The organism is Staphylococcus shinii (genome assembly GCF_017583065.1).
Lineage (GTDB): Bacteria > Bacillota > Bacilli > Staphylococcales > Staphylococcaceae > Staphylococcus > Staphylococcus shinii.
Genome location: NZ_JAGEVL010000001.1, coordinates 659,959 through 684,455, shown reverse-complemented (window position 1 = coordinate 684,455; position 24,497 = coordinate 659,959). Strand labels below are relative to the sequence as shown.

At 32.8% G+C, this 24,497-nt stretch carries 20 protein-coding genes; 17 read left to right on the top strand and 3 right to left on the bottom strand.

The features are described 5' to 3' along the window. Position 1: 1 nt before the first annotated feature. Positions 2–2,410, top strand: coding sequence for a primosomal protein N' (gene priA / locus J5E45_RS03200; protein WP_208181570.1), 2,409 nt, complete (start codon positions 2–4; stop codon positions 2,408–2,410). A gap of 1,294 nt (positions 2,411–3,704) precedes the next feature. Here the strand turns inward: priA and J5E45_RS03195 are convergent. Then, positions 3,705–4,604: an ABC transporter substrate-binding protein gene (locus J5E45_RS03195; protein WP_208181568.1), complete on the bottom strand. Its 900-nt coding sequence runs from the start codon at positions 4,602–4,604 to the stop codon at positions 3,705–3,707. 876 nt (positions 4,605–5,480) lie between these two features. Here J5E45_RS03195 and J5E45_RS03190 point away from each other — a divergent pair. The 11 genes from J5E45_RS03190 (at position 5,481) to J5E45_RS03140 (ending at position 15,886) form a co-directional block, all read left to right on the top strand. Further along, entirely contained in the window at positions 5,481–5,678 is a 198-nt protein-coding gene (locus J5E45_RS03190; RefSeq protein WP_039066813.1) for a hypothetical protein, read from the top strand. Between the two features lie 78 nt (positions 5,679–5,756). After that, positions 5,757–6,446, top strand: a complete 690-nt coding sequence (locus J5E45_RS03185; protein WP_101050783.1) for a GNAT family N-acetyltransferase — start codon at positions 5,757–5,759, stop codon at positions 6,444–6,446. Between the two features lie 253 nt (positions 6,447–6,699). Continuing rightward, entirely contained in the window at positions 6,700–7,188 is a 489-nt protein-coding gene (locus J5E45_RS03180; protein ID WP_039066810.1) for a peptide deformylase, read from the top strand. After that, entirely contained in the window at positions 7,181–8,113 is a 933-nt protein-coding gene (gene fmt, locus J5E45_RS03175) for a methionyl-tRNA formyltransferase (protein ID WP_039066809.1), read from the top strand. The genes J5E45_RS03180 and fmt overlap by 8 nt, the downstream gene beginning before the upstream one ends. A 2-nt stretch (positions 8,114–8,115) precedes the next feature. Further along, the gene (gene rsmB, locus J5E45_RS03170; RefSeq protein ID WP_238347251.1) at positions 8,116–9,426 is read left to right on the top strand and encodes a 16S rRNA (cytosine(967)-C(5))-methyltransferase RsmB; all 1,311 of its coding nucleotides are present in this window, start codon (positions 8,116–8,118) and stop codon (positions 9,424–9,426) included. After that, a complete protein-coding gene (gene rlmN, locus J5E45_RS03165) occupies positions 9,427–10,521 on the top strand; it encodes a dual-specificity RNA methyltransferase RlmN (RefSeq protein WP_039066807.1) in 1,095 nt (364 codons plus the stop codon). It begins immediately after the preceding gene. Between the two features lie 4 nt (positions 10,522–10,525). Next, positions 10,526–11,269, top strand: a complete 744-nt coding sequence (locus J5E45_RS03160) for a Stp1/IreP family PP2C-type Ser/Thr phosphatase (RefSeq protein WP_039066806.1) — start codon at positions 10,526–10,528, stop codon at positions 11,267–11,269. Continuing rightward, entirely contained in the window at positions 11,266–13,314 is a 2,049-nt protein-coding gene (gene pknB / locus J5E45_RS03155) for a Stk1 family PASTA domain-containing Ser/Thr kinase (protein WP_039066804.1), read from the top strand. The genes J5E45_RS03160 and pknB overlap by 4 nt, the downstream gene beginning before the upstream one ends. 410 nt (positions 13,315–13,724) lie before the next feature. Next, on the top strand, positions 13,725–14,600 hold the full coding sequence (gene rsgA, locus J5E45_RS03150; protein ID WP_039066803.1) for a ribosome small subunit-dependent GTPase A: 876 nt from the start codon (positions 13,725–13,727) through the stop codon (positions 14,598–14,600). Continuing rightward, positions 14,601–15,245: a ribulose-phosphate 3-epimerase gene (rpe, locus tag J5E45_RS03145; RefSeq protein WP_039066802.1), complete on the top strand. Its 645-nt coding sequence runs from the start codon at positions 14,601–14,603 to the stop codon at positions 15,243–15,245. It begins immediately after the preceding gene. Between the two features lie 5 nt (positions 15,246–15,250). Continuing rightward, positions 15,251–15,886: a thiamine diphosphokinase gene (locus J5E45_RS03140; RefSeq protein WP_069792856.1), complete on the top strand. Its 636-nt coding sequence runs from the start codon at positions 15,251–15,253 to the stop codon at positions 15,884–15,886. Between the two features lie 88 nt (positions 15,887–15,974). Here J5E45_RS03140 and rpmB read toward each other — a convergent pair whose 3' ends face one another. Next, a complete protein-coding gene (gene rpmB / locus J5E45_RS03135; protein WP_002483503.1) occupies positions 15,975–16,163 on the bottom strand; it encodes a 50S ribosomal protein L28 in 189 nt (62 codons plus the stop codon). A 247-nt stretch (positions 16,164–16,410) separates the two neighbouring features. Between rpmB and J5E45_RS03130 the strand changes: the two genes are divergently transcribed. The 5 genes from J5E45_RS03130 (at position 16,411) to recG (ending at position 22,441) form a co-directional block, all read left to right on the top strand. After that, positions 16,411–16,782, top strand: a complete 372-nt coding sequence (locus J5E45_RS03130; protein ID WP_017724257.1) for an Asp23/Gls24 family envelope stress response protein — start codon at positions 16,411–16,413, stop codon at positions 16,780–16,782. Between the two features lie 14 nt (positions 16,783–16,796). Beyond that, entirely contained in the window at positions 16,797–18,455 is a 1,659-nt protein-coding gene (gene fakA / locus J5E45_RS03125; protein ID WP_208181567.1) for a fatty acid kinase catalytic subunit FakA, read from the top strand. A 390-nt stretch (positions 18,456–18,845) separates the two neighbouring features. Next, a complete protein-coding gene (gene sdaAB / locus J5E45_RS03120) occupies positions 18,846–19,511 on the top strand; it encodes an L-serine ammonia-lyase, iron-sulfur-dependent subunit beta (RefSeq protein WP_039066798.1) in 666 nt (221 codons plus the stop codon). Between the two features lie 12 nt (positions 19,512–19,523). Beyond that, a complete protein-coding gene (gene sdaAA / locus J5E45_RS03115) occupies positions 19,524–20,393 on the top strand; it encodes an L-serine ammonia-lyase, iron-sulfur-dependent, subunit alpha (protein WP_029377504.1) in 870 nt (289 codons plus the stop codon). A gap of 2 nt (positions 20,394–20,395) precedes the next feature. Further along, positions 20,396–22,441, top strand: coding sequence for an ATP-dependent DNA helicase RecG (gene recG / locus J5E45_RS03110; RefSeq protein WP_069792855.1), 2,046 nt, complete (start codon positions 20,396–20,398; stop codon positions 22,439–22,441). A 344-nt stretch (positions 22,442–22,785) separates the two neighbouring features. On the opposite strand, the gene J5E45_RS03105 is transcribed toward recG, so the two are convergent. Further along, positions 22,786–24,345, bottom strand: coding sequence for a M4 family metallopeptidase (locus J5E45_RS03105; RefSeq protein ID WP_208181566.1), 1,560 nt, complete (start codon positions 24,343–24,345; stop codon positions 22,786–22,788). Between the last annotated feature and the right edge of the window lie 152 nt (positions 24,346–24,497).

The following is a 24,497-nucleotide window of genomic DNA, read 5'->3' as shown; positions in this document are numbered from 1 at the left end:
TATGATAGCTAAGGTAATTGTTGATATACCTTCAAAGAGCGTTGATTTTACATTTGACTATATAATTCCTCTAAGACTACAATCAATGATTCAAGTAGGTATGCGAGTTATTGTTCCATTTGGGCCGAGAACCATTCAAGGTTATGTTATGAAAGTCACGGATAAACCCGATGGCAATATAGATACCGCAAAATTAAAGGAAATTAAAGAGATTCAAGATATCAAACCAGAATTAACAGAAGAGCTTATCCAATTAACTGAGTGGTATAATAATTACTTCGTTACAAAACGAATTTCAATGTTAGAAGTAATGTTGCCAAGCGCTATTAAGGCGAAATATACAAAAGTTTTTTTAATTGAAAATGTAGACGCAGTTCCAGAAGCTCTTAAAGTTAAGTTTGACAAAGAAGGTCAATATCTATATAAAGAGGCTCAATATAATGATGACTTAGGCCAAATAGTACCATTGTTAAAGCAAGGTATAGTATCTGAAATGACACTTTTATCTCAAAATGTTAGTAAAAAGAAACAACGTGCTGTAAGCATTATAGAGGGTTTCGACTATGATAGCGTCTTAGGTTCTTTGGAAAAATCAAAAAAACAGTACGAGCTCTATGCTTATTTATTAGACGAGCGTCATCATACGGTACTATTAAAAGATTTAGAAGAAATGGGCTTTTCTAAATCAAGTATTGATACTTTAATGCGTAAAGGTTTTGTAGAAAAGTATGATGCTATTGTTGAACGTGACCCCTTTGAAACACGTGTTTTTGAACAAGATCAAAAACAACAACTTACTGATGATCAACAAGCGGCATATGACTCTATACTAGAAAATATTCGAGCACGTCAACAACGAACTTATTTGCTTCATGGTGTCACTGGGTCTGGTAAGACAGAAGTTTATTTACAAACGATTGAAGAAGTATTGAAATTAGGAAGACAAGCAATGATGTTAGTACCAGAAATTGCTTTGACCCCTCAAATGGTTTTAAGGTTTAAAAGGAGATTCGGCGATGAAGTAGCAGTATTGCATTCTGGTCTGTCCAAGGGTGAACGCTATGACGAATGGCAGAAAATTAGGGATGGTAAAGCGAGCGTAAGTGTAGGAGCGCGATCAAGTGTTTTCGCTCCGTTTAAAAATTTAGGGATGATTATAATTGATGAAGAACATGAGTCTTCATATAAACAAGAAGATTATCCTAGGTACCATGCCAGAGATATAGCCCAATGGCGAAGTCAGTATCATAAATGTCCTTTGATTTTAGGGAGTGCAACACCAAGTCTTGAAACTTATGCACGAGCAGAAAAAGGCGTTTATGAATTGTTGTCATTACCAAATAGGGTCAATCAGCAAGCATTGCCAGAAATTGAAATAGTAGATATGAGAACTGAACTTAGTTCAGGTAATCGTTCGATGTTTTCTGAGCAATTACGCAAATCTATACAACAAAGATTAGATAGAAACGAACAAATCGTACTATTCCTAAATCGAAGGGGATATGCTTCATTTATGTTATGTAGGGATTGTGGTCATGTGCCACAATGTCCAAACTGTGATATTTCACTTACCTATCATAAATCGACAGATCAACTTAAATGTCATTATTGTGGACATCAAGAAGTTCCACCCAATAAATGTCCGAACTGTGAAAGTGAGCATATTAGACAAGTGGGTACAGGCACCCAACGAGTTGAAGAGTTATTACAAGAAGCCTTCCAAGAAGCCCGTATTATACGTATGGATGTGGATACAACTACAAGAAAAGGCGCACATGAAAAACTTTTAGATGATTTTGGAGCAGGTAAAGGAGATATTTTGCTTGGTACTCAAATGATTGCTAAAGGTTTAGATTTTCCAAATATTACATTAGTGGGCGTTTTAAATGCTGATACCATGTTAAATCTTCCGGATTTTAGAGCTAGTGAAAGAACGTATCAATTATTAACCCAAGTTTCTGGTCGAGCTGGTAGACATGAAAAAGAAGGGCAAGTTATCATCCAGACATATAATCCAGAACATTATGCTATTAAAGATGTTCAAGCTAACGATTATACAGCCTTTTTTAATAAGGAAATGAATTACCGTAAAATGGGGAAATATCCACCCTATTTCTTTTTAATTAACTTTACGGTTGCACATAAAGAAATGAAAAAAGTTATGGAAGCATCGAAACATATTCATAAAATTTTGTTACAACATTTAACGGATAAAGCATTAGTACTCGGTCCATCGCCGGCAGCTTTATCTCGTATTAACAATGAATACCGTTTTCAAATTTTAGTGAAATATAAAAGTGAACCCGCATTACATGAGGCACTAAAATACTTAGACGATTATTATCATGATCAATACTTAAAAGAAAAATTATCTTTAAAGATAGACATAAACCCCCAAATGATGATGTAAATTGGTAGTATACGTGCTTAATAGTAGTGTTTTTAAAGCTTTATGAGGTTACTGAAACTTAATTAAGGGCAGAAAAAGGGCAGGTAGTTCAACTTGGGATATTTCTAATTTCTCGGTTGACTGTTTGTCTATTTTTCTGTTGTAGGGGTGTATATAGTGGTAGTAGTTTTTCGATTATATGTCCCACTTTTTTCATAATAGCTTTTAACAAAACTTCCATTTCTTCTAACAAATCAGTATGTGTATGTCTGAAAGTATGTGACGTAACTTTTTTATATTAATTATAGTTTACTAAGTATATCTAATATAATAATATTATGTGGTATACCTTAGGGTGCTGTTAGATAGAATAGGTCTAATACATGTCCATAAGGCGTACATCCAGACATACTTTCTAAGTCCACACTTGTGTTTAGAGTGGTTTTTAATTAAATAACTATAGAATTTATTTAATATAAAGGAGAAAAAATGTATTTAAGATATTGGAAAAACACTTTTAATTATAAAGGTGTCTCGAAGTTCAGTCATTTACTATTATGTGTTTTAATAAATTTTGTTATTTTGATACTATATTTAATATGTGGTATCTTAATCCCTTTAGAATGGGAAAATACCTTTGTTGATATTTATTATTGGATATTGTTAGCCATGGTTTTTCCAACTATTTCTATGATAGTAAGAGTTGTGCGTAGGTACATACATAGGTTTAAAAATGTTAATTAAAGTTTAAAAAATAAAAAGCATTTAATATATTTTTTTATGGTAATACAACTACACGCAACACTGTTTAGGAGTTGCGTTTTTACTGTCGACAAAGTATCTGACTTTGTTGGCAGTTTTTTGTACAAGCTTTTCGCGAGCACTGCCTTAGCCTGTAGTCTTGGGCAAGTACTCTTCCCACAGGAGTCGGCTCAAATCACTGCTAATTTTATATGTAAATAGTATAATATATAATTTAAACAGTGGTGATGTTTATTATGTTGAATAAATCAATTGATAAAAGAAAGCAATATGAAATAACCCCTATCTATGAATTGGTTCCTAATAATTATTTATTACATAAAATCGATGTAAAATTACATCGTAGTATAAGATGAATGAGATATAGAGGATTTAGCAAAATTTACATGGATACCGTGCTAATTTGTGCTTTTTTGTATTCAAATATAAAAAATAACGATTGATGATTTTACTCACCAACCGTTAAAAGTGTACAGCCTTTTATTTCATTCCCCCTATTTGGGGTCAGTCCAAATTAAGCGTAGGGTTTGTCTAAGTTTTGAAATCGTCTATTTTAGGTAGACTTTCTTATTAGAATATTTTTGAAATGAGTTGATAATTTTTTCAATGAAGATGGATTTGAATATGTCGCTTCATTTTTAGGATAATAGTAGATATTTTCATTCTTATATGCTGATTGATTTTTCCAAAGTGACGAATTAGTGAAACTGTCTTTTATAGGTTTGCCATCTTTTGTTGGAATTAGTACGTAATCAGCTGCGTAGTTATTATATTTTTCATATGCTATTTTTTTAAAACCATTTTCAGATAACTGTTCTTTTGCATTTTTAGGAAATGAAAACTTATATTCTTGATATATAATGGGGGTCCCTCTACCGAAATTTTCGCCAAATATTGAAAGTTGCTTTGGTTGTATTTCCATTACGGTGAATGTTTTATTTTTACCAATGTTCTTTTTTATATCTTGACCATCTTGGTGTAATTGATTTTCTAAATCTTTAATTTGGTTTTTAGCTTTCTGTTCTTTATTTAAAATTTTTCCAATTGCAAGATGCATTTCTTTGTATGAATAATCATTATACTTTATAGGAATTGTTGGCGCTATTTTTTGATATTTTTTAATTTTTGAATTAACATCATAAGTTATAATTAAATCGGGTTTTAATTTTGCAACGCTTTCTACATCTTCTGAACCTACACGTTTAGCACCTTTTTCATTTATATATTTTGATTTTGGAAAGTCTGCATTAACTCCGACAGGTTTATTGCCTAAATCTTTAAAGTTACCGTAATTTGAAGTTAGGACTACAATTCTTTTTGGGTTTTTAGGTATTTTAATTTTTTCTCCAGATTTAGTTTGAAACGTTTTGGTTTCTTTATTTTCTTTATTTTCCTGATCGCAAGCAACTGAGATTAATAGTAAAGAAAATATTAAAAAAAGTATTTTTTTCATTAAATCATTCCTTATAATTATTTAAATTAATTATGAACTAATTGATATTGATTATCAATAAAAAATGTGAAGATATAAAAGAAATAATTAAAATTTATTTTTTCATCATAAATGTTTACATCTTTATACTTAATTTATTTGTTACAAAGACCTAATCGATATAATTTTTGAAACTTAATCAGATGATTAATAAAATGGAATTTATTAAATACGTTGAATAAACTTTAGATAGAACAGGTTATAATAAGTATAGGGTTCTCTATTAGGCGCCAAAATCTAATATCGAAGTTACATATTTTAGATAAACAGAAAAACGAAAAGTTACGCAAAGTTTCTCAATTATAGATAAAAGTTTTATTGTTCCAATTTATCTGAATATACTAGTGGCTACATTTTAATCTAATAACCAATGTAATAATAAAAACGAAAAATTTTAAGTGAAATTAAGTACTCATTCAGATGAATAGGCGGGCGCTTATAAGGGCAAAAAAGGCAGGTTATATAAAATAGACTAGATAATCTCAGACGATTTAATTTTATGAAAATCAGAATAATCATCTAATGTTTATATGAAATAATCAATTGAACGAGTAGCTAATTAGGACAAAATAAACTTATGCCACTCGTTTTTGTATAACTCAAACTATAATATTAAAATACTTATAAAAACGTAAGAAATATATAATTTAATAATATTTACAAAAAAATAATCAAATTTAACTTTGCATTTAATATTGAATGAAGGTATATTAAGGAGTAAGGAGTCCTACTTAAATTGCTGACAATTTGAAATAAGCTTGTAGCATAAAATGAAATAAAGTTTATTATCCGGTGTTGAAGTTGCTTTTTAAAATTGATGATTAAGGAGTTGTGCCTATGAGTTTGCTTAGTAATAGAGAAGCGGTTGGCTTAAGCATAGTAGAATTATCAAATCGCATTACATCTTTATATAATACGTCACTTAGTCCAGAAATGATTGAATTAATAGAAGAGAAAAAAGTGAAATTAAATCATCAAGACGCGCAAATATTAGCAGAATTTTTTAATACAACTTCAGAGGAAATGTTTAAATAAACAATATGAGTAGTTCTAAATAGGATATTAGTATACATAACTATTTGAGAATATACTAAATCAAAGGGGTAAATGCTTATGAAATACAACGAATTTAATCAACCTATTGGTGATAAACTAGAAGATTTTCGAGCGCCCAATTTACCGAATGTAACATTAATAGAAGGTCGATATTGTCGCTTAGAAAAGTTGAAACCAAAACATAGCGAAGGCTTATATGCCCATTTTGGAACAGTTGAGGATTTGCCTAATTGGACTTATTTACCTGATGAACAACCTCAAGATATAGAAGCGTTTAAAGTATACTTAAATAGAAAAGTTGAATCCAAAGATCCATATTTTTTTGCGATTGTTGATAGCCAAACAGAACAAGCAATGGGTATGGTTGCTTTGCTTAGAATTGATCAGTCAAATGGTTCCATTGAAGTTGGGCATATTCATTATGCCAATATTTTAAAACGAACACGTATCGCGACTGAAGTTCAATTTTTATTGGCTAATTATATCTTCGAAACGTTAGGCTATAGAAGATATGAATGGAAATGCGACGCACATAATGAACCTTCTATCAAAGCTGCAAAACGTTTAGGTTTTAAATATGAAGGTATCTTTCGAAATCATAAAGTTTATAAAGGACGCAATCGAGACACTTGTTGGTTGTCCATCATTGATAGCGAATGGCCGAAGTTTAAACAACAATATGAAAAATGGCTAGATGAAAAGAATTTTGATGAATTTGGTAATCAAATTTATCGTTTGTCTATCTAATATTAATCTTTAATATATATAAAGATAATATGAAAATGAATCAGTTTTTAAGAGATGATTTTATCAAATTGTGATAAAATCATTTTTTTATATTGAAAATAATAGTAACAAAATAACTTAATGCGCGCATTGGAAAGGGATAAACCAATACATATATATGAGATATACTATAATCTTAAATTTGAATGTATGATGCAATTTCTATTAAAATAAGTTATAATGATATGATGAATTTTTATGAGGAGATATAATTATGACAATTAAGCAGCTTGTAACAAGCAAACACCCAATACTTAAAAAGACGATACCAAGCGTAACTCAATTTGATAAACGATTAGAGCAACTATTATTAGATTTAGAAGATACGATGTATGATGTTGAAGCATCTGCAATTTGTGCGCCGCAAATAGGTATTGAACAAAAAGTAGCTATTATAGATATGGAAATAGACGGTTTGTTACAACTGATTAATCCTCAATTAGTCAATGAATCTGATGAAAAAGTGACAGATTTAGAAGGTTCCATTAGTGTGCCAAATGTATTCGGTGAAGTAACTAGAAGTAAAATGATTGTGGTTAAAAGTAATGATAAACATGGTAATGAAGTAGAAATGACAGCATATGATGATATTGCTAGAATGATTTTACATATGATTGATCATTTTAATGGCATATTATTTACAGAACGTGCAGAGCGTATTTTAGACGAAGCTGAGATGGAGGCGTATTTTGACAATGAGTAAAATTATCTTTATGGGAACACCTGATTTTTCAACAAAAGTATTAGAAATGTTAATTGCTGAACATAATGTGATTGCTGTTGTAACACAACCAGATAGACCAGTAGGTAGAAAGAGAACATTAACACCACCGCCAGTTAAAGAAGTGGCAGTGAAACATGGCTTACCAGTATACCAACCAGAAAAATTAGCTCAATCAGAAGATTTAGAGAAACTTATTTCATTAGATGCAGATTTAATTGTCACCGCAGCTTTCGGACAAATTTTACCAGAATCATTATTAAATGCTCCTAAATTAGGCGCAATCAATGTACATGCGTCATTATTGCCGAAATACAGAGGTGGAGCACCAATACACCAAGCGATTATAGATGGTCAGAAAGAAACAGGGATTTCTATTATGTATATGGTTAAAAAATTAGATGCAGGAGATATTATCTCTCAGCGTGCAATTGCAATAGAAGATCAAGATAATGTTGGATCAATGCATGATAAATTAAGTTTCTTAGGTGCAGACTTATTAAAAGAGACGTTACCTTCAATAATAAATGGTACAAATCAACGTATAGAACAAAATGAAGCCGAAGCAACATTTGCATCAAACATTAGTCGTGATCAAGAAAAAATAGATTGGTCGCAATCAGCCGAAGCAATATACAATCATATAAGAGGTCTTTCACCCTGGCCAGTCGCATATACAAAAATGGACGATGGTAACTTAAAAGTATATGCTAGTCGAATTGAGCAAGGTAAAACAGGTGAACCTGGAACAATTATAGAAACAACGAAAAAAGCAATTATTGTTGCTACAGGTTCTGATGATGCTATTGCATTAACAGATATACAAGTTGCAGGTAAAAAACGTATGTTAACTGCAAACTATTTAAGCGGAGTACAAACTGCGCTTGTTGGGAAGGTACTATCATGACAATAGATACAAATGTAAGGTTATTAGCATTTGAAACAATCCAAGATATTATAAATGATAAAGCTTACAGTAATATTATTATTAACGAAGTATTATCAAATAATGAATTAAACAGAGCAGACAAAAGTTTGTTTACAGAACTTGTATATGGCACGTTGAAAAGAAAATATACATTAGATTATTTCTTAAAACCATTTGTACAGACAAAACTTAAAGGTTGGGTAAGACAATTACTTTGGATGAGTATTTACCAATACGCGTACTTAGATAAAATACCTGAACATGCTATCATCCATGAAGCAGTGGAAATAGCTAAATATAAAGGTGGGCCACATAATGGAAACGTAGTTAACGGTATTTTAAGAAATATGATGCGCAGTGAGTTACCAGACTTTACGGAAATTACAGATGATAAGAAGAGAATTGCTATTGAATATAGCTTACCTAAATGGTTAGTCGATCATTGGGTTACACATTTCGGCTTAGAAAAGACAGAAGAGATTGCACAATCTTTCTTAGATAAAGTGTCAACAACTGTTCGTGTTAATCTAACAAGAATTACTGTTGATGAAGCAATTAGAAGATTAACAGATGATGATTATATAGTAGAACTAGATAAAGAAATTGATACTTGCTTGCATATTAGTGGTAAGCCAATTATTGAATCAAGATTATTTAAAGATGGGCTGGTGTCTATCCAAGATAAAAGCTCGATGTTCGTTGGCGAAATTATGTCATTAACAGAAGGTGACAAAGTACTCGACGCATGTAGTGCACCAGGTGGCAAAGCTTGCCATATAGCTGAAATATTAAACGGTACAGGTCATGTTGACGCGACTGATATCCACGAACATAAAATTGATTTAATTGATTTCAATATTAAAAAATTACGTTTATCTAACATTTCTGCTTTTGAACACGATGCAACTGAAAAATATGATAAAGTGTATGATAAGATTTTAGTTGACGCACCATGTAGCGGCTTAGGTGTATTAAGACATAAACCTGAAATTAAATATGAACAATCACAACATTCTATTCAATCATTAGTTGAAATTCAATTAGAAATTTTAAATAATGTGAAAGATAGCGTAAAACCAGGCGGCACAATTATTTATTCAACTTGTACGATTGAACAAATGGAAAATGAAAATGTAATATACACGTTCTTAAAAGCGAATAAAGATTTTGAATTTGATGCTTTTGAACATCCAATAACTGGCGAAAAAGTGAAGACAATGCAAGTGTTACCTCAAGATTTCAACTCTGATGGCTTTTTCATTACTAGGATAAAAAGAAAGGAAACTTACTAAATGATAACTACAGAAAAGAAAAAAAAGAATAAATTTCTTCCCGATTTTGAAAAGCAATCAATTTTTTCACTGAGATACGACGAGATGCAAGAATGGTTAGTTAATAATGGCCAACAAAAATTCAGAGCAAAACAAATTTTTGAATGGTTATATGAAAAACGTGTAGACAGTATTGATGAAATGTTAAATTTATCAAAAGAATTAAGAGAAGTTTTAAAAGACAGTTTTACTATGACTACGATGACAACAGTAGTTAAACAAGAAAGTAAAGATGGTACAATCAAGTTCCTTTTTGAGCTACAAGATGGTTACACAATCGAAACGGTATTGATGAGACATGAATATGGTAATTCAGTATGTGTAACAACACAGGTTGGTTGTCGTATTGGTTGTACTTTTTGTGCTTCTACGTTAGGTGGATTAAAACGTAACTTAGAAGCGGGCGAAATTGTTTCACAAGTATTAACGGTACAAAAGGCATTAGACGAAACTGAAGAACGTGTATCTCAAATTGTAATTATGGGCATTGGTGAACCATTTGAAAATTATGATGAAATGATGGATTTCTTGAAAATTGTTAATGATGATAATGGACTAAATATTGGTGCGCGTCATATTACAGTTTCTACTTCAGGCATTATTCCACGTATTTATGATTTTGCTGATGAAGATATTCAAATTAACTTTGCAGTTAGTTTGCATGGTGCGAACGATGAAGTTCGTTCACGATTAATGCCTATTAACAGAGCTTATAACGTTGAAAAGTTAATGGAAGCAATCAATTATTATCAAGAAAAAACAAATAGACGTATTACTTTTGAGTATGGTTTATTTGGTGGTGTTAACGACCAAGTAGAACATGCTAGGGAACTTGCGCATTTGATACAAAAATTAAATTGCCATGTTAACTTAATTCCTGTAAATCACGTGCCAGAAAGAAATTATGTTAAGACTCCAAAAGAAGATATCTTTAAATTCGAAAAAGAGTTAAAACGACTAGGTATAAATGCAACAATTAGACGTGAACAAGGTGCAGATATCGATGCTGCATGTGGGCAACTAAGAGCTAAGGAACGAAAAGTAGAAACGAGGTAGAGACATGCTAAATGCACAATTTTTTACTGACACAGGACAATATCGTGATAAAAACGAAGATGCTGGTGGCGTTTTTTACAATCGTACAGAACAACAATTATTAGTGCTTTGTGATGGCATGGGGGGTCATTTAGCAGGTGAAGTAGCTAGTCAGTTCGTAACCAAAGAGTTACAGCAACGATTTGAAGAAGAAAATTTAATCGAGGCAGATCAAGCTGAAACTTGGTTGAAGACAACCTTAAAAGCTATTAATCGAGAACTTTATGACAAATCAGTAGAAAACCCAGAGTATCAAGGTATGGGTACAACTTGTGTTTGTGCTTTAGTATTTGATAACTATGTGGTCGTTGCAAATATTGGAGATTCACGTGCTTACTTAGTAAATAGTAGAGAGATTGAGCAAATTACGAATGATCATTCTTTTGTGAATCACCTTGTTATGATTGGCCAAATCACTGCTGAAGAAGCATATACGCACCCACAACGTAATATCATTACAAAAGTAATGGGAACAGATAGATTGGTGACACCAGACATTTTTGTAAAAAAGACAAAGTTTTATGACTATCTCATGTTGAATTCTGATGGTTTAACAGACTTTGTGCGTAATCATAAAATACAAGAAGCGTTGCTTCAAGACAACGAATTAGAAACACAAGGTCAATATTTGATTGAACTTGCATTAACGGAAGGTACAAACGATAATGTAAGTTTAGTTTTGGCTGAGGTTGAAGGTGATAAAGTATGATAGGCAAAATAATTAATGAACGTTACAAAGTAACCAAACAACTTGGTGGCGGTGGAATGAGTAGAGTCTATCTAGCTGAAGACTCGATTCTAAAGCGAAGTGTCGCAATTAAAGCTATTAGAATTCCATCAGGTGAAAAAGATGAAGCAATTAAAAGGTTTGAACGAGAAGTACATAATTTAACACAACTATCTCACAATAATATTGTTAACGTTTTTGATGTAACAGAAGATGATGAAAACTTCTATTTAGTTATGGAATATATTGAAGGTTTGACATTATCGGAATTCATTCAAAAAAATCATCCTTTAGATGTTGATATAATATTGAATTTTATAAATCAAATTATCAATGGTATTAAACACGCCCACGATACAAAAATTGTGCATAGAGATATTAAGCCACAAAATATTTTAGTGGATAAAAATCAAACATTAAAAATATTGGATTTTGGTATAGCTAAAGCTTTAAGTGAAACAACAATGACAGAAACAAATCATGTATTGGGTACTGTCCAATATCTGTCCCCAGAACAAGCACGTGGAGATATTACAGATAATGGCACAGATATTTATTCAATGGGTGTTGTATTATATGAAATGCTTATTGGTAAACCACCATTTTCTGGAGAAACTGCTGTCAGTATTGCAATAAAGCATATTCAAGATCCTATGCCTAATGTAACAGATGAACGTTCAGATATTCGTCAAGCTTTGAGCAACGTTGTATTGAAAGCAACTGAAAAAGACAAGATGGAGCGTTACCAATCAGTAAGAGAAATGCAAAATGATTTAGAAACTGTTATGTCAGATGAACGTGTATCAGAAGACAGATACCAATCTTCTATCACTAATACTAAAACAGTACCGATAAATAAATCAGAAATTGCAAACCAGACACGCGAAGAAGACAAAGGTAAAAGTATTAGTGAGACAATGCAAATTCCTATTGTCAATCAACAACAATTTCAATCCAGTGAAGAACATATCTACGCAGTGCCTAGAAAGAAACGTTCTAAGAAGAAGAAATTTTTATATACCTTAATTATTGTTTTATTGTTATTTGGTTTATTCGGCTTTATGGCTATGGGCATGTTTGGTAATAAATATTTAGAAACGCCAGATTTAACAGGGAAAACTGAAAAAGAAGCCGAACATATTTTGAAAGAAAACAAATTACAAATGGGTAAAACCACTCGTGAGTACAGTGATAAATACCCTGAAAATAAAATTATAAAAACGAAGCCTGAACAAGGTGAGCGATTAGAGCAAAACAGTAAAGTAGATATAGTGATGTCTAAAGGACCACAATTAGCTGAGATGCCAAGTCTATATGGCATGTCAAAATCTGAGGCCATAAGTAAGTTGGAAGATTTAGGTATTAAAGATAGTAAAGTTAAACAAGCTTATAGCAAACAAAATGTAGCTAAAGGTTTAATTGAATCACAAAACATTTCACCTGGAGATAAAGTGAAAGTTAATGACAGTAATATTGAATTAATTGAGTCATTAGGTATTAAACAAGTTTATGTTGATGATTATGAAAATAAATCTTTTAAAACGGCTAAAGAAGCGTTGGAATCAAAAGGCTTTAAGGTAGAAGTTTCAGAAGAAAAAAATGATGACAAAGTTAAAAAAGATGATGTTATTAGTCAATCACCAAAAGGTGAAGAAGTAGATGAAGGTTCGACGATATCGTTTGTTGTGTCTAAAGGTAAGGAAGAGTCTAAAGATGATTCTAAGGATAAGGCTGAGGACAAAGATGACAAAGATAAGGACGATTCTAAAGATGAAGAAGCTGCAACGAAAGAATATACCGAAACATATCAAGTGCAATATACTGGTGACGATGATGAAAGCCAGGAAGTTAAAGTGTATATCAGAGATAAAGATGATCAAGGATCATCCGCAGCACAGACATTTAAGATTAAAGAAAACAAAACTATTAAGATACCGATGACAATTGAGAAAGGTAAGACGGCTGGTTTTACTGTTCGTGTTGATGATAAGGTTGTTGCTGATAAAGACATCCCCTATGATTTTTAGCGACACTTAACGAGTGAACGAGTTTAGTGTCGCTTATGCAAGAGCAAAGGTCTTGCGAACCGATGCAAAGTGAACAAGTTTAGTGTCGCTTATGCAAGAGCAAAGGTCTTGCGAACCGATGCAAAGTGAACAAGTTTAGTGTCGCTTATGCAAGAGCAAAGATCTTGCGGACCGAACAAAGTGAACGAGTATAGTGTCGCTAACAAATTTAACACCAATGTAATCATTTAATTGATTGCATTGGTGTTTTGTATATCATTATATGAGAATAGTTGAGATAGAATATTTAGCTAATGTATTTTTTTACCAATCACTAATTTTTTTATCCAAAATAAACTCAAATCATATTTAATTTAAAAAGGCTTTGCTATAATGTAAAGAGTACAAGTAATTATAAGAGAGGTGCCTAAGTGAAAACAGGACGCATCATAAAATCAATCAGTGGCGTATACCGTGTAGATGTAGAAGGCGAAATGTATGACACTAAACCACGTGGTCTATTTAGAAAAAATAAATTCTCGCCCATTGTTGGTGATGTAGTGGATTTTGAAGTTGAAAATGTAACAGAGGGTTATATTCAACATGTCCACGAAAGAAAAAATGAAATCAAAAGACCACCTGTAAGTAATGTTGATCATCTTATTTTAGTAATGAGTGCAGTAGAACCAGATTTTTCTACACAATTACTAGATCGTTTTTTAGTTATCGCACACTCATATCACATGCGTCCACGCATACTTATAACTAAAAAAGATTTAGCTTCAATTGAAATGCAACAAAAGGTGACACAGTTATTAAATGTATATGAAGACATGGGTTATAAGACTCAATTCATCAGTATCAATGATGATATCGAACATGTTTTTGCGCAATGGGGCGATGGATTAGCCGTATTAAGTGGGCAATCTGGTGTTGGGAAATCTACATTGTTGAATAAATATTTCCCCGATTTAGATATTGAAACACAACACATTTCAAAAGCGCTTAATCGCGGTCGTCATACTACTAGGCATGTAGAACTTTTTGAGAGAACACATGGATTTATTGCAGATACGCCAGGCTTTAGTGCATTAGATTTTGACCATATTCAAAAAGATGAACTCAAAAATTATTTCATGGAAATTCATGAGTATGGCGAATCATGTAAATTCAGAGATTGTAATCATATCAATGAACCTAAGTGTAATGTCAAAATTGAAGTAGAACAAGGTAATATAACACAATTTAGATATGATCATTACGTGCAACTATTTAATGAGATTGCAAATAGAAAGGAAAGATATTAATTGGCAAAACTTTACCCATCTTTATTATCAGCAGATTTTTTAAACTTACAACAAGAATTAAAGGCTTTAGAAGAAGCTGGCGTAGATGGTGTACATTTTGATGTTATGGATGGTCAATTTGTACCCAATATTTCAATTGGTATTCCAATTTTAGATGCAGTTAGAGAAGGAACTCGATTACCTATTGATGTACATTTAATGATTGAGGAACCAGAAAAATATGTAGAACTATTTGCAGAACATGGTGCAGATATGATATCAGTTCATGTAGAAGCTACACCACATATCCATCGCGTGATAGAACAAATTAAGAATGCCAATGTAAAGGCTGGTGTGGTGATAAATCCAGGAACACCGGTAGATGCAATTGTTCCTATTATCAAAATGGTAGATTATATATTAGTGATGACCGTAAATCCTGGTTTTGGGGGACAATCATTTATTGGTGATACAGTTGATAAACTAGATCAACTATCTGAAGTTAAACAAAGGCTAAATTTAGATTTTGATATTGAGGTTGATGGTGGTATTAATGATAAAACAGTACAAACCGTGATTGATCATGGTGCAAATATGTTAGTTGCAGGGTCATACTTCTTCAAACAAAGTGATTATAAGTCAGTTACTAAAACATTGAAAGGTTGACGTTAATGAAAGCCAATTTATTATGTGGTAATCGAAATTTACCTAAAGATATACTGGTTGATAATGTTGATGCCGATTGGATTGGTATAGATAGAGGTACATTAATGTTGTTGGAAGCTGGTATCACACCGCAATTTGCAGTTGGCGATTTTGATTCAATTACACAAGAAGAAAAATCATTTATAGAACAACAAATTGAAATAAACCCGTATAATTCAGAAAAAGATGATACAGATTTAGCATTAGGGATAGACCAAGCAGTGCAGAGTGGATATAAAGAAATACATGTGTATGGTGCTACTGGTGGTAGATTAGATCATTTTTTGGGTGCTTTACAAATTTTGGAGAAACCTGAATATGTAGAAAATGATATCGTTATAAAATTGATTGATCAGTCAAATGAAGTTCAATTTTTACAACGAGGTCAATATCATATTGAAATGAATGAGTTGTACCCATATATTTCTTTTATTCCTGTTACATATCCAACGGTCATTACATTAAAGCATTTTAAATATAACCTTTATAGGGAGACGCTTAAGCAGGGGTCAACGTTAACTATTTCCAATGAGATTCAAGCTTCGAATGGGGAAGTGGAGTTAATAGAAGGGAATATATTGATGATACGAAGTAGAGATTAAAATCTATCATTATGTTTTGATAAAGCGTCTGAAAATAAAAAAAACCAATCCTCCACATAAGGATTGGTTTTTTCGTGCATTATATTTATTAAACTCTAGTTACTTTACCAGATTTTAAAGCACGTGCAGAAACCCAAACTTTTTTAGGTTTTCCGTCTACAAGAATTCTAACTTTTTGAAGGTTAGCATTCCATCTTCTTTTAGAAGAATTTAAAGCGTGTGAACGATTGTTTCCAGTTGAAGCTTTACGACCTGTTACGAAACATTGTTTGCCCATGAAAGTACCTCCTTTAATAAATATAAATACACGTATCTACTACATACCTAAACAATATACCATAAATAGAAAAATATAACAATATAATGAGAAATTTTTCTGATTTATATGAGTTCTACTTTTGTTAGAACTAAATTATGGTATAATTGTAAACTGTGGATAAATATAGTATTTTATTATTAAACTCATTTTAAATAATTGTTTATTTACAGTTCGTTTCAGAACCATAAACTTAGGAGGCAATTTTATGACGTTAGAAATCACAAATGATTATGGTAGCATAGATATTTCAAACGAAGTAATAGCATCAGTGGTGGGCAGTAAAGCAGTAGAATGTTATGGAATTGTAGGCATGGCTTCTAGACAACAAGTAAGAGACGGTATTGCCGAAATATTAGGGCATGAAAATTATTCTAAAGGCATTGTTGTAAGAGAAGACAATGGAGTGATTGATGTTGATATGTATACAATTGTTAGCTTCGGGACAAAAATATCAGAAGTTGCAAGCAATGTACAATCAACTGTGAAATATACATTAGAACAAACATTAAAAGTAAAAGTAAACTCAATAAATATATTTGTACAAGGTGTGCGCGTCAATAATGGCACGAAGAACTAGGAGGACATTACGCAATGGTTAGCAAAATAAATGGTAAATTATTTGCCGAAATGATTATACAAGGGGCACAAAATTTATCAAATTATGCAGATTTAGTCGATTCATTAAATGTATATCCAGTACCTGATGGAGACACAGGAACTAATATGAATTTGACTATGACATCTGGTAGAGAAGCAGTAGAAGAGAATTTGTCACAACATATAGGTGAACTAGGTAAAACATATTCTAAAGGTCTATTAATGGGGGCTAGAGGTAATTCTGGCGTAATACTATCTCAATTATTTAGAGGATTCAGTAAAAATTTAGAAGAATATGATGAAATCAATGCACAACAATTTGCTGAAAGCTTTAAAGCTGGTGTAGAAACAGCATATAAAGCAATTATGAAACCAGTAGAAGGTACAATTTTGACGGTTGCTAGAGACGCAGGAGATGCCGCAATACGTAAAGCTAAAGAAACTGATGATTGTATTGAATTGATGACTTATATTTTAGAACAAGCAGAAATTTCTCTTGAAAACACACCTAATTTATTACCAGTTTTAAAAGAAGTAGGTGTTGTCGATAGTGGTGGTAAGGGCTTAGCAGTGGTTTATGAAGGCTTCCTAAAAGCATTAAAAGGAGAAAAAGTATCCGCACAATCACCAAAATTAGACAAAGATTCATTGGTAAGTGAAGCACATGATTTTCATGGTGTAATTAATACTGAAGATATTGAATACGGTTATTGCACTGAAATGATGGTTCGTTTTGGTAAAAATAAAAAAACTTTCGATGAACAAGAATTTAGAGAAGATATGAGCACATTTGGTGATTCTTTATTAGTAATTCATGATGAAGAAATAGTTAAAGTACACGTACATACTGAAAAACCAGGTGATGTATTTAATTATGGTCAAAAATATGGTGAATTAATTAAATTAAAAGTAGAAAACATGCGTGAGCAACACAGAGAAGTTGTGAAAAAAGAGCAAAACAATCAACCTGTATCTCAAAGTGATGAGAATGAAACTGTTGAGACTGCTGTAATTGCTATATCTATGGGTAATGGTATTTCTGAAATATTTAAATCGATGGGCGCAACTCATATGATTAGCGGTGGTCAAACTATGAACCCATCGACAGAAGACATAGTGAAAATGATTGAACAATCACAATGTAAACGTGCAATCATTTTACCAAACAATAAAAATATTCTTATGGCAAGTGAACAAGCTGCCGATATTGTTCAAGCAGAAGCTATTGTTATTCCTACAAAATCTATTCCTCAAGGTATCGCTGCATTATTTAACTATGATGCGTCTGATTCACTTGCCGATAATAAATCTCGCATGATTGAATCATTGGAAGCAGTTAATTCTGGTTCAGTTACTTATGCTGTTAGAGATACTAAAATAGATGGTGTTGAAATTAAAAAAGGTGCATTTATGGGCTTAGTAGAAGATAAAATTGTTACTAGTGAAGATAATGAGTTTGATACTGTTAAAGGCTTGCTATCACAAATGATTGAAGAAGATAGTGAAATCATTACTATGATTGTTGGTGAAGATGCGGATGAGTCTGTTACTGCTGAAATTGAAACATGGGTTGAAGAAACATACCCAGATGTTGAGTTAGATCATCATGATGGTCAACAGCCTGTGTATCAATATTTATTTTCTGTAGAATAATGACTTGAACAGTCTTTGTTTTCGACGTTTTCGACATATTGGTATTTATGTGTATCTAAAAATTAAATGTCATTGCAAATGAACAGTGATGTTGGACAAAGGTTTGACTATAGTTCTATTATAAATTATTTATTAAACGACGGTGTTTTGAGAGCGAGAGTACGAAATCAAATTTAATTTTGGTTTCTACCCCGCTCTCGTTTTTATGTAGTTTTTTAGTATAATTGTGTAATTTTGTATGAATTGCAGTCAATTATATTTAAAACTTAAAAAGAACAATACAACCAGTTTTGGTTTATAATGTTTAATGAACTTGTTATAATGAATTAGATGTTTGAGAATGTAAGCGCAACACTTTAGAAACATTAAAAACAAGAGTGGGGTATAATTATGAAATATAAAACAGTTTTCGATATAATTGGTCCTACAATGGTAGGCCCTTCGTCGTCTCATACAGCTGGGGCAGTGAGAATTGGATTGGTAGCAAGAGATTTATTTAATCAATTACCAAATCAAGTTGATATCTATTTGTATGGTTCATTTATGGAAACCTATAAAGGTCATGGTACGGATGTTGCACTTGTAGGCGGCTTGTTAGGCTATGATACTGATGATGATAGAATTCAAACGAGTTTAGAAGCGGCTGAAACGGCTGGAATGAAAGTCAATTTTATAGAAATGGCGGAAGAAAGATCACATCCAAATACAGCTATTATAAATATGCGTAACACTGAAAAGGAGATTTCAGTGGAAGGTGTGTCAATTGGTGGTGGTAAAATTGAAGTCGTGGCAATTAATGGCTTTAATATTGCAATCAGTGGAAATTATCCCGCATTACTGGTGTTCCACAAGGATACATTTGGCACGATTGGTAAAGTAGCTAATATTTTAGGGGATTCAAGTATTAATGTGGGAAGTATGCAAGTATCGAGAAAAGAAAAGGGCGACCAAGCTTTAATGACTTGTGAGTTAGACGATGCTGTAAACAAAGATATTATAGAGAAAATTAAAAACGTCGATGGTGTAGTGACGGTTTCACTCATGGGAGACGCCTAACGGAGGTATTGCATGTTTAAAAGCGTGAAAGAATTAATAGAGATGTGTGAAGCACAAGATAAGAAAATCCATGAAATCATGTTAGAACAAGAAATGGAAGTAACAGGATTATCTGAAGCTGATGTATATGCACATATGGATAAAAATTTACAAACAATGGAAAATGCATTGGATGAAGGACTAGCAGGAGTAACATCAACGACAGGGTTAACTGGTGGAGATGCTGTGTTAATTAAAGAATATTTAAAAACAGGAAAATCTTTATCAGGTGCAACGTTATTAGATGCAGTTAGTAAAGCTGTTGCAACAAACGAAGTGAACGCAGCAATGGGTAAAATTTGCGCAACACCAACTGCAGGATCAGCTGGCGTTGTGCCTGGCGTGTTATTTGGCTTAAAACCTCGCCTTGAGCCTACACGTAAGGATATGCTTAACTTTTTATTAACGTCAGGCGCGTTTGGTTTTGTCGTAGCCAATAATGCGTCAATTTCAGGTGCAGCTGGTGGTTGTCAAGCTGAAGTAGGCTCGGCAGCGGCTATGGCAGCAGGCGCAACAGTTGAACTGGCTGGAGGTACGCCACAACAATCAGCTGAAGCCTTTGCAATTTGTTTGAAGAATATGCTAGGTTTAGTATGTGATCCAGTTGCTGGCTTAGTAGAAGTACCTTGTGTAAAAAGAAATGCTGCAGGTGCTTCTAATGCAATCGTATCTGCAGATATGGCGTTGGCAGGAGTGACATCTAGAATACCTACAGATGAAGTGATTGAAGCAATGTACAAGATTGGCCAAACAATGCCATCTGCTTTGCGTGAAACAGGTCGTGGAGGTTTAGCTGGTACACCTACAGGTCAGCGTCTAAAACAAGAAATATTTGGTGATTAATAATGTCAAAAGTCAATCTAATTGAAAGTCCATTTCCATTATCTCAAATCAAAGGTCTGGGGCCTAAGCGTTTAGCGGTGTTAAATGAATTAAATATTTATACCGTTGAAGATTTAATCTTATATCTACCGACACGTTACGAGGATAATACTGTAATTGACTTAAATGAAGCAGAAGACCAAGCGACAGTGACAGTGGTGGGTGAAGTATATTCTACACCGACTGTCGCTTTTTTTGGTCGTAATAAGTCTAAGTTAACAGTACATCTCATGGTCAATAACATTGCTGTAAAGTGCACTTTTTTCAACCAGCCTTATCTGAAAAAGAAAATCGAACTACATGGCACGGTTACAGTAAAAGGTAAGTGGGATAGAAGAAAGCAAGAAATTAATGGAAATAGAATGTTTTTCAATCAACAGGTTACAGAGTCTGCCCAATTTGAACCTGTGTATCGAATTAAAGAGGGTATTAAGCAAAAACCGTTAAGAGATATGATACGTCAAGTATTAGATCAAGCAACCATACATGAATGGTTATCAGCAGAGTTAAGAGAAAAATATAAGCTAGAAACATTAGAAAATACAATTAAAGCACTTCATTTTGCAACCGATAAATCTTCATTGTTGAAGGCGCGTAGGACTTATGCGTTTACAGAGTTGTTTATGTTTGAATTAAGAATGCAATGGTTGAATAGACTTGAAAAAACTTCGGATGAAGCTATTGAAGTTGATTATGATATCAATTTGGTCAAACATTTTATTGATAGTTTGCCTTTTGAACTTACTGATGCCCAGAAACATAGCGTTAATGAGATCTTTCGTGACTTGAAAGCTCCGATACGTATGCATCGTTTACTTCAAGGTGACGTGGGCTCTGGTAAGACTGTTGTTGCAGCTATTTGCATGTATGCCCTGAAAACGGCTGGGTTTCAATCGGCATTAATGGTACCTACTGAAATTTTAGCAGAACAACATGCTGAAAGTTTAGTGGATATATTTGGCGATAGGATGAATGTGGCGTTATTAACGGGTTCAGTAAAAGGTAAAAAACGGCAATTATTATTAGATCAATTAAATAATAATGAAGTTGATTGTTTAATTGGAACACATGCATTAATTCAAGATGACGTGAAATTTAATAATGTGGGACTTGTGATTACTGATGAACAACATCGTTTTGGGGTGAACCAACGACAATTACTTAGAGAAAAAGGTGCAATGACAAATGTACTATTTATGACAGCGACGCCAATCCCTAGAACCTTAGCTATTTCCGTATTTGGTGAAATGGACGTTTCATCAATTAAACAGTTACCAAAAGGTAGAAAACCAATTATTACATCATGGTCAAAACATGAAGCGTACGAAAGTGTATTGAATCAAATGACTGCTGAATTGAAGAAAGGCCGTCAAGCCTATGTCATATGTCCATTGATTGAAAGCTCTGAACACCTAGAGGATGTTCAAAATGTGGTTGAATTGTATGAATCATTACAAGCTTATTACGGTACTGACAAAGTTGGATTATTACATGGCAAAATGCATTCCGATGAAAAAGACGAGGTTATGCAAAAATTTAGTAATCATGAAATAGATGTTTTAGTTTCAACAACCGTTGTCGAGGTAGGGGTAAATGTACCGAACGCTACATTTATGATGATATACGATGCCGATCGTTTTGGTTTATCCACACTACATCAGTTGAGGGGGCGTGTAGGTAGAAGTGAACATCAAAGTTATTGCGTATTGATTGCCTCACCCAAAACCGAAACGGGCATAGAACGTATGAATATTATGACGCAAACAACAGATGGTTTTGAACTCAGTGAACGGGATCTCGAAATGAGGGGGCCCGGAGATTTCTTTGGCGTGAAACAAAGCGGCTTGCCAGATTTCTTAGTAGCAAATGTTGTCGAAGACTATAAAATGTTAGAAGTTGCTAGAGATGAAGCGGCAGAATTGATTCAAACAGGAGTATTTTTTGAACCACAATATCAAACTTTAAGATCATTTATTGAGAAGAATTTGCTATATATGAGTTTTGATTAATAATGAGATGAATTAAGCACCTTATTTTTAAAAAGTATTTTAATGTAAAATTATATATAAATGTGACGTGTTTTGGCGAACCTCTTGAGGTAACAGGACAAGCTGAAGACTACAGGCTGAAGCTGTCCCCTAAGAAAGCGACCAACAATATGAAGTATTGAGTAAAAAAAGAAGCACTCAGATGAATTGAATTCATCTGAGTGCTATTTTTGGGACTTTATGTCCCAAGCTCTTGGTTTTTATGCCAACATAATGTGATATTAATATGTTAGTTTTGAGCTTGATTTTTTATCATACACATAATCGTGTATTTTCTTATGTTATCTGTGATAGCCACGATTTAGCTACTTCACACCGACATCATTCCATGCTTTTTCAATTGCTTTAGCTTCTTCACTATTATCGCCATATAATTTATCTGCAGCAACAGTGAGTGCTGTTTTAGCATCTTTAAATTGAGCATTTGATGTTAAATACTCTGTGAGTGCAAGATAATAAATTTGTTCTGCTTTGTCTTTACCTATATCTGTAATTGTTAAATAAGCCGCCTTGTTTGGTATACCACTATTGGTATGAACGCCGCCGTTATCTTCGCTACCTTTTTGGTATTGATCCATATGTGCTGGTTGGTTATAATCTTCAGGGTTCTTTAGACTTCTTAACGCATCGCCATCTTGATCAGGCGTATAAACGTCTTCGCCCATTAACCAATTATCTGGATCGACAAAATAACCAAATACATCAGAGAAAGATTCGTTTAATGCTCCTGATTGATAGCTATATTCTAAGCCTGCAGTACTTTCAGTTACTGCATGTGTTAGTTCATGCGCAACGATATCACTAGCTCCTGACAGTTCTTTAAATGTTTGGCCGTCACCATCACCGTATATCATATATTGTCCAGTCCACGCAGCATTATTAAAATTCTTATCGTAATTAACGATAGAATTAATATTACCACTTTTATCGTCATAGCTGTCTCTGCCAAATGTGTCTAAATAGTAATCATATACTTCTTTAGCATAATAATGTGCGTCAACACCTGCTCGTTGAGATTTTTTATTGAAGTTTGTACTGTCATTAGTAATTGGTGACATGGAATACGTCGTATTATTAGCAGTTTTGGTGTCAATTTTTGCCTTTTGAGACGTGTCATGTAGAGTGTATTGATTCTGTGATTGGGTTAAGTTAAGTGGTGATTTTACGTCCCCGTTAACACCAGTACCTTTTCCTTCAGCTGTTGCTTTTTGAAGTGTGTTTTGTTTTTTTATGATTTTCCCTGATGTTGCATCAACTTGAATTTTCCACTGTGCAACTTTAGGAGAAACGTAGTTCAACTCAATATTATAAACTAATTTTTGTTTATCGCTATTTATATCTAAATTATTTTTGCTAACGATGTCATAACCTTCGATATTTTTAACTTCTGATTTTGATTTACCAATTGCTTTAAACGCAGTATCCTCAGCTTGCGTAGAAGTTATTTCGTTAGAATTTTTAACATTTATGTATGGTTTGTCAATACTACCATTAATTAATTTTACATCACCATTTTTATTTACATGTACCTTAAGTGTACTGTCACTAGAAGTGACGTCATTAATTTTAGCTTGTAGTGTATAGTGTGTCACGCCAGTTTTGTCCGTATTTTTATTTGCTACTTCATATTGTTTGAAGGCATTTTTATTAAAAGCTTCACTTTTAGTTTTGCTTGAATCTTTAACTAAATCTTGTGCATGTTGATTTAAATATTGTTTTACATCCGCCTCATTTTGAATAGTTGAATTATCTGTTTTTTTAAAGCTCTCAGGTTGTATACTATTACTTTCTTCAGCGTGAATGTTACCAGATGTAATAGCTAATATTGAACTGGTCAATAGCGTGGTAGTGAAAATTTTCTTCATAATATCCTCCTAGGAATGAATAGTGTAAAAATAAACTTCTGAATATTTTAAATATTTTTTAAATTTCAAATTATTTAAGATTATACGGATAATTGATAATTAATTCAATAGGAATTAGCAAAAATAATTATTTATTTGGATTATATAATTTC

Excerpts from the sequence above, each read along its gene's own strand:
- J5E45_RS03105 (WP_208181566.1), bottom strand. The coding sequence starts at position 24,345 with ATGAAGAAAATTTTCACTACCACGCTATTGACCAGTTCAATATTAGCT.
- pknB (WP_039066804.1), top strand. The coding sequence starts at position 11,266 with ATGATAGGCAAAATAATTAATGAACGTTACAAAGTAACCAAACAACTT.
- fakA (WP_208181567.1), top strand. The coding sequence starts at position 16,797 with ATGGTTAGCAAAATAAATGGTAAATTATTTGCCGAAATGATTATACAA.
- rlmN (WP_039066807.1), top strand. The coding sequence starts at position 9,427 with ATGATAACTACAGAAAAGAAAAAAAAGAATAAATTTCTTCCCGATTTT.
- priA (WP_208181570.1), top strand. The coding sequence starts at position 2 with ATGATAGCTAAGGTAATTGTTGATATACCTTCAAAGAGCGTTGATTTT.
- J5E45_RS03160 (WP_039066806.1), top strand. The coding sequence starts at position 10,526 with ATGCTAAATGCACAATTTTTTACTGACACAGGACAATATCGTGATAAA.
- rpmB (WP_002483503.1), bottom strand. The coding sequence starts at position 16,163 with ATGGGCAAACAATGTTTCGTAACAGGTCGTAAAGCTTCAACTGGAAAC.
- recG (WP_069792855.1), top strand. The coding sequence starts at position 20,396 with ATGTCAAAAGTCAATCTAATTGAAAGTCCATTTCCATTATCTCAAATC.
- J5E45_RS03195 (WP_208181568.1), bottom strand. The coding sequence starts at position 4,604 with ATGAAAAAAATACTTTTTTTAATATTTTCTTTACTATTAATCTCAGTT.
- J5E45_RS03180 (WP_039066810.1), top strand. The coding sequence starts at position 6,700 with ATGACAATTAAGCAGCTTGTAACAAGCAAACACCCAATACTTAAAAAG.
- J5E45_RS03130 (WP_017724257.1), top strand. The coding sequence starts at position 16,411 with ATGACGTTAGAAATCACAAATGATTATGGTAGCATAGATATTTCAAAC.
- sdaAA (WP_029377504.1), top strand. The coding sequence starts at position 19,524 with ATGTTTAAAAGCGTGAAAGAATTAATAGAGATGTGTGAAGCACAAGAT.
- fmt (WP_039066809.1), top strand. The coding sequence starts at position 7,181 with ATGAGTAAAATTATCTTTATGGGAACACCTGATTTTTCAACAAAAGTA.
- J5E45_RS03140 (WP_069792856.1), top strand. The coding sequence starts at position 15,251 with ATGAAAGCCAATTTATTATGTGGTAATCGAAATTTACCTAAAGATATA.
- J5E45_RS03185 (WP_101050783.1), top strand. The coding sequence starts at position 5,757 with ATGAAATACAACGAATTTAATCAACCTATTGGTGATAAACTAGAAGAT.
- J5E45_RS03190 (WP_039066813.1), top strand. The coding sequence starts at position 5,481 with ATGAGTTTGCTTAGTAATAGAGAAGCGGTTGGCTTAAGCATAGTAGAA.
- sdaAB (WP_039066798.1), top strand. The coding sequence starts at position 18,846 with ATGAAATATAAAACAGTTTTCGATATAATTGGTCCTACAATGGTAGGC.